The organism is Streptomyces xiaopingdaonensis (assembly GCF_000262345.1).
GTDB lineage: Bacteria > Actinomycetota > Actinomycetes > Streptomycetales > Streptomycetaceae > Streptomyces > Streptomyces xiaopingdaonensis.
In genome coordinates this window covers 1-6,363 of the sequence record NZ_AJTQ01000107.1, presented here as the reverse complement: position 1 = coordinate 6,363, position 6,363 = coordinate 1, and the positions used below count along the sequence as shown (strand labels likewise).

Genomic DNA, 6,363 nt, shown 5'->3' with positions numbered 1-6,363 from the left:
AACGGCTCGTCCCGCCGGTCTTCGGCCGGACGCACCCGGCGACGAAGTCGCCGTGGGTCGCCGGCGTCGCCCAATGCGGCCTCGCGGCCGTGGTGTTGGCGGTCTGCGCCGCCCTCGACGTCGATCCCTACCTCGGTCTGCTCCTGTGGGGCAGCGCGCTGGGCTTCCTCGGGATGATCGCCCTGTGGTCGATGTGTGCGCTGGCCGTCGTGGTCCACATGCGCCGCCACCATCCCGACGCCGGCCTGTGGCGGACCCTCGTCGCCCCGCTGCTGTCCGCTCTGGCCCTCGCGGGCATCTTCGTCCTGGTCGTCGTGCACTTCGACCTCTTCTCCGGAGGCACGCCGGTCGTGAACGCCGTCCTGTTCGTGGTCGCCGCCTCCTCGGTGGCGGGGGGCCTGGCCCGCGCCCTCTATCTCCGCGCACGGGCACCGCGGGTCTACGAGCGGTTGGGTACGACGAACGCAGCCTCGGACGACGACACCGGCGACGCCGACACCGGCGCCCCGAAAGGATGATCACCATGTCCCCACGGGACAACCCGGACTACCGCCCGCTGGACCTCGGCGACGTCGCCGACACCGCGGTCGACATCTTCGAGGACCCCGACGACGTACGACTCGGTGACCGGGTCCTGCACGGCCTGCCCTTCCGGTTCAGCAGCGACAGGGACCGCGCCGTGCTCGTCGTCCCGCCCGGCGGCTCCGCCCGGATCGCCGCCGACGGCCGGCCCACCTGGCTCGTCTTCGCCCACGCGCTCCTCGAACCCGAACTCTTCGAGGGCGGCCGCGTCGGCGCCCCCGTGGGCACCTACCGGCTCGAGTACCGCGACGGCACCGGCGTGACGAGGACGCTGCGGCAGCGCTTCGAGATCGGTCCGACGCCGCGCCGTTGGGACGGCCGCCCCCTCCCCCTCGACTGGGGCCAGACTCCGCTGCTCGCGCGCAACGACGCCGAGCACGTGCTCATGGACCGCGCCTGCGGCCGGTACGACGAGGCCGGAGCCCGCCTGGTGGGCATCGACGACCCGCAGTCGCGTGTGCCGTACGTGCTGCCGTACCGCTTCTACCTGTGGGCGATGGAAAACCCCCGTACCGACCTGGAGTTGGACGGCATCGTGGTGGAGGCCGGCGGCGCGTCCGTCGTCCTCGGCGCCGTGACCCTCAGCGACCTCGACGAGGAGCCGTTCACCCGGACCGTCGCCCGCGAGGTGCTGATCGAGATGCGCGACGGGGGCGTCACCGAGTCGCTGGAACTCGAAGTCGACCGGGGCACGGCGTCGTACGTCTACCGCACCGCTCCGGACGTGGAGACGGCCCCCGAGCTGCCCGGCGGCTGGGGCCGCAGCCGCCCCGAGGAGTGGGGCACGGGCTACGCCAAGGTCTCCGCCTCCCCCTCGGCCACGGTCAGCGTCCGCGACGGCGGCCGGGAACAGGGCTCGTTCCGCTGGGGCGACCTCGTCGAACGCGGGGCCCTCACCTTCGGTCGGGGCAGCGTCCGCCTGCCCGGGCCCGACCAGAACTGGGTGAGAACCACCGTGCGGGACGAGGCCGGGAACCCGGTGGCCTGCCGTATCCGGTTCCAGACCACCGACGGCATCCCGCTGGCCCCCTACGGCCACCACGCCCACATCAACTCCGACGGCGGCACCTGGAACCTCGACATCGGGGGCGACGTCCGGCTCGGCAGCTACACCTACGCCGCCATCGGCGGTACGTGCGAGGGCTGGCTGCCGACAGGACAGGTCCAGGTGGAGGTCGCCCGGGGCTTCGAGTACCAGCCGATCCGGGAGACCGTGACGATCGCGCCGGACCAGACGGAGCTGGAGCTGGAGCTGGTCCGCCGGTTCGACGCACAGGCCCGCGGCTACGCGAGCGGCGACACCCACGTGCACTTCATGTCGACGCAGGGCGCGGAGCTGGAGGCGCGGGCCGAGGACCTCCAGGTGGCCAACCTGCTGCTGGCGCAGTGGGGCGAACACTTCACCAACACCGAGGAGTTCACCGGGCACCCGCACGTCTCGCACGACCACGGAACGGTGGTGTACGCGGGGCAGGAGAACCGCACGAACATGCTCGGCCACATCAATCTCCTGGGACTGCGCGAGCCGATCATGCCCTGGTCCACCGGCGGCTCCGAAGAGGACGAGCTGGGCGGGGGCCTCGCGACGACGCTCTCGCACTGGGCGGACGAGTGCCACGCGCAGGGCGGGACGGTGGTCCTCGCCCACTTCCCCGTGCCCTACGGCGAGACCGCCGCGCTGCTGGCCACCGGCCGTCTCGACGCCGTCGAGACGATCGCCTACGACGACTACAACATCACCGAGTACTACCGCTACCTCAACGCCGGCTTCCGAGTCCCGCTCGTCGGCGGCACCGACAAGATGACCAGCGAGGTTCCTGTCGGCCTCGTGCGGACCTACGCGGCGGCGGACGCCGGCGGCGCCGAGTACGAGGCGTGGTGCGCGGGGATCAGGCGCGGCGACACCATGGTCTCGAGCGGTCCGCTGCTGTGGCTGCACGTCGACGGGCAGCCGCCCGGATCTCTGCTGACCGGCCGCGAGTCCGTCGCTGTCGGCGTCGAGCTGGAGACGATCTTCTCCGTCGAGCGGATCGAGCTGATCCGCAACGGGGAGGTGGTCAGGACCGAGTACGTCGATCCGGAAGCTTCCACTCACCGGCTGGACCTCACGTGGGAGGTGACCGGCTCCGACTGGTTCGCTGCGCGGTGCTTCGGCGCGGCCGACGCCGGCCCGCGGCACGCCGACACCTGGAACCGGCCGGTCTTCGCGCACACCTCCCCGATCTACGTCTCCTCGCAGCCGGACTACGAGCGCCACGACCCCGAGGTCGTGACCACCATGCTCGCCATGGTCGACGCCGCCCGGCGCCACATCACCGAGCACGCCCGCACCCGATGGGCCGGCACCGTGCGCCACCGCCACGGCGAACCGGATCACCTCGCCTACCTCACCCGCCCCTTCGACGAGGCGAGCGCCGCCCTGCGCGCCCGCTTCGACCAGTGACCGCCCCCGACGAACCGCCTCCCGCACCCCGGAGACCAGAGCAGCAATGACACTGAACCCCGACGCCATGAGCGCGTTGACCAACACGCCCGCCCCACCGTTCGCCTGGTCACCGAAGGGATGGCCCTCCGAGCGGCCTTTCACCGACCCGCGGACCCCGGAGACCTGGCTCTACACCAGCCGGTACTCGTACGCGCCGGGCGAGCGGGTCGACTTCCACGTCTCCTCCACGGCCGACGAATTCGAGCTGGAGATCATCCGCGACGGCGCCGAACCCCGCACCGTCCACCGCGAGCGCGGTCTCACCGCGCCGCGGCAGGAGACACCGCAGGACGCCTACGCCTCGGGCTGCGGCTGGGAGGTCACCCACGGCTGGCAGGTGCCGGAGGACCTGGAATCGGGCTTCTACCTCGTCGTGGTGCGCAACCCGATGCCGCACGGCGTCTGGGAGCGCGAGCACTTCTTCGTCGTCCGGGGCACCTCCGCACGGCGCAACAGGATCGCGCTCGTCCTCACCACCGGCACGCTCAGCGCCTACAACGACTGGGGCGGCGCGAACCACTACCGCGGCATAGGCGACGATCCGCGCAACGACTCGGGCTCCCCGCTCTCGTCGACGCAGCGGCCCGTCGCCCGCGGCATGCTGCGCAAGCCGGTCGGCGCACCCCGCGAGTACCACCCGTACACGCCCGGCATCGGCTGGGTGCCGCGCTACGACTCCTACGAGTGGGCGCGGCTCAACGGCTACAGCCGCCACCACGCCGACGCGTTCTGGGCGACGTACGAACGTCCCTTCGCCGTCTGGGCGGAGCAGGCGGGCTACCGGCTCGACTACCTCACGCAGATCGACCTGCACGAGGACCCGTCCGTGCTCGACGACTACACGTGCGCGGTGGTCGTCGGCCACGACGAGTACTGGACGTGGCAGATGCGGGACGTCGTCGACGCGTTCGTCGAGCGCGGCGGCGGATTCGCCAGGTTCGCCGGAAACTTCCAGTGGCAGGTGAGGCTCGACGAGGACAGCACCACCCAGTTCTGCTACCGGCTGCCCTCGCTCGACCCGGAGGCGGCGGCCGCGCCCCACCTGGCCACCACCAACTGGGAGGCCAAGAGCGTGGGCCGCCCGGGCGCCACCACGACCGGCCTCAACGGCCTCGGCGGCATCTACAACCGGTACGGCGCCGCCGTACCGAGATCCTCGGGCGGCTTCACCGTGTACAGGACCGAGCACTGGGCCCTCGACGGCACCGACCTCTACTACGGCGACCTGCTCGGCGGGGACCCGGCCTTCCTCGCCGCCTTCGAGGTCGACTCCGTCGAGTACACGTTCCGCCGTGGTCTGCCGTACCCCACCTTCGAGGACGGCGCCCCCGAGGACCTGCAGATCCTCGCGATGTGCCCGGCCGCCAAGGGCGAGGAGGACCGGTTCTTCGGGCAGCACCCCATCGGGGGCCCCGAAGCCGAGGTCTACGCCTACAACGCCGAACTCGGCGACGACCTGCCCGACTACGTGCACGAGAACCAGATGCGCGGCGCCGGAATGATCGCCGCGTTCACCCGCGGCGCCGGCGAGGTCTTCAACGGCGGCTCGACGGAGTGGCCGCACGCGCTGGAGGTCGGGGACCCGTTCGTCGACCGCATCGTCCGCAACGTCCTGGACCGCTTCTCAGCCGGGGAGAACCGATGAACATCGACGCGATAAAGACCGTCGACCGCGACACCGGGCGTGCCGTCGTGCCGGACCCGGCCGACTACGACCACGTCGGCGACGGATGGTCGGAGACCGAGTACCGGGCCGTCGAACTGGCCGAGGACTCGCTGGGCGGCCTGTGGGAGGGAGAGCCCGGCCGGGTCTCGTTCGACTCCTGGCCGTACACGGAGTTCTGCGTGCTCGTCAGCGGCCGGGTGGCGGTGATCGACGCAGCCGGAGGGCGCCGCGAGTTCGGGGCGGGCGAGGCGTTCGTCGTGCCGCGCGGATTCCGCGGCACCTGGGAGACGGTCGAGCCGTCGGTCAAGTACTTCGTGGCGATGCGATGAGCCGGGACAGCAGCTCCGCCGAAGGCAGGACCGACCCCTTCGTCGGACCGCTCGACAGCTCCCGGACTCCCCGTTTCGCCGGGCCCGCCACGTTCGCACGGCTACCCCGGAGGGACGAGGTGCCGCGAGCCGACGTGGTCGTGGCCGGCGTGCCGTTCGACACCGGTGTCTCCTACCGTCCCGGCGCGCGGTTCGGCCCGTCCCACGTACGGGAGTCCTCACGGCTCCTGCGCCCCTACCACCCCGCGCTGGACGCGTCCCCGTTCCGGCTGGCACAGGTGGTGGACGGGGGCGACCTGGCGGTGAACCCGTTCGACATCGGCGCGGCCCTGGAGACGGTGCAGGCGGGGGCGGCCGAACTGACCGCCGACGGCGCGCGGCTGCTCACCGTCGGGGGCGACCACACGATCGCGCTGCCGCTGCTGCGGGCCGCGGCGGAGCGCCACGGTCCGGTGGCGCTCGTCCACTTCGACGCCCATCTCGACACGTGGGACACCTACTTCGGGGCCGAGTACACCCACGGCACGCCGTTCCGCCGCGCCGTCGAGGAAGGCGTCCTCGACACCGAGGCGCTCTGCCACGTCGGCACCCGGGGCCCTCTGTACGGCAAGAAGGACCTCGAGGACGACCGGCGCTTCGGCTTCGGCATCCTCACCTCGGCCGACGTCTTCCACCAGGGCGTCGCCGAGGTCGTCCAGCGGATTCGCGAGCGGGTCGGCGGGAGGCCGCTCTACGTCTCGGTCGACATCGACGTCCTCGACCCCGCTCACGCGCCGGGGACGGGCACGCCCGAAGCCGGCGGCATGACCAGCCGCGAGCTGCTGGAGATCCTGCGCGGGCTGCGCGGACTCGACCTCGTCGGGGCCGACGTCGTGGAGGTCTCGCCGCCGTACGACCACGCCGAACTCACGGGCATCGCGGCCTCCCACGTCGCCTACGACCTGGTGACGCTGCTGGCGCTGCGCCGGCGGACAGACCTGCTCGACAAGGAGGGACCCCACGCATGAGCAGATACGCGGTCACCGACCCGGCGTCCGGCACGGTCGTGCGCGAGTACCCGACAGCCACCGGCACGCAGATCGAGTCGGCTCTGGCCGACGCGGTCACCGCGGGCAGAGAGTGGGCCCGCTCCACCGGCGCGGCCGAGCGCGCGGCGCTCGTCGGCCGGGTGGCGGAGCTGCACGACGAGCGCAGGGACGAACTCGCGGCCGCCATCGTGCGCGAGATGGGCAAGCCGCTCCGGGAGGCCGTCGAGGAGGTGGAGTTCAGCTCCGCGATCTACGCCTACTACGCGGAGCACG

5 protein-coding genes and 1 pseudogene are annotated in these 6,363 nt (G+C 72.0%); all 6 read left to right on the top strand.

The features are described from left to right. Positions 1–518: pseudogene (locus tag UWG_RS0108380) on the top strand (amino acid transporter); the annotation flags it as partial. Between the two features lie 5 nt (positions 519–523). Beyond that, positions 524–3,025, top strand: a complete 2,502-nt coding sequence (locus UWG_RS33945; protein WP_016906752.1) for a CehA/McbA family metallohydrolase — start codon at positions 524–526, stop codon at positions 3,023–3,025. Positions 3,026–3,071: 46 nt separating this feature from the next. Further along, positions 3,072–4,712, top strand: coding sequence for a N,N-dimethylformamidase beta subunit family domain-containing protein (locus UWG_RS0108370; RefSeq protein WP_016906751.1), 1,641 nt, complete (start codon positions 3,072–3,074; stop codon positions 4,710–4,712). After that, positions 4,709–5,062, top strand: coding sequence for a cupin domain-containing protein (locus UWG_RS0108365; protein ID WP_016906750.1), 354 nt, complete (start codon positions 4,709–4,711; stop codon positions 5,060–5,062). Before UWG_RS0108370 ends, UWG_RS0108365 begins: the two co-directional genes overlap by 4 nt. Beyond that, the gene (speB, locus tag UWG_RS0108360; RefSeq protein ID WP_016906749.1) at positions 5,059–6,069 is read left to right on the top strand and encodes an agmatinase; all 1,011 of its coding nucleotides are present in this window, start codon (positions 5,059–5,061) and stop codon (positions 6,067–6,069) included. Before UWG_RS0108365 ends, speB begins: the two co-directional genes overlap by 4 nt. Beyond that, positions 6,066–6,363: aldehyde dehydrogenase family protein (locus UWG_RS29705; RefSeq protein ID WP_033196036.1), on the top strand; the 298-nt coding region annotated here is incomplete at its 3' end. The genes speB and UWG_RS29705, both read left to right, overlap by 4 nt.

Excerpts from the sequence above, each read along its gene's own strand:
- UWG_RS33945 (WP_016906752.1), top strand. The coding sequence starts at position 524 with ATGTCCCCACGGGACAACCCGGACTACCGCCCGCTGGACCTCGGCGAC.
- UWG_RS0108370 (WP_016906751.1), top strand. The coding sequence starts at position 3,072 with ATGACACTGAACCCCGACGCCATGAGCGCGTTGACCAACACGCCCGCC.
- UWG_RS0108365 (WP_016906750.1), top strand. The coding sequence starts at position 4,709 with ATGAACATCGACGCGATAAAGACCGTCGACCGCGACACCGGGCGTGCC.
- speB (WP_016906749.1), top strand. The coding sequence starts at position 5,059 with ATGAGCCGGGACAGCAGCTCCGCCGAAGGCAGGACCGACCCCTTCGTC.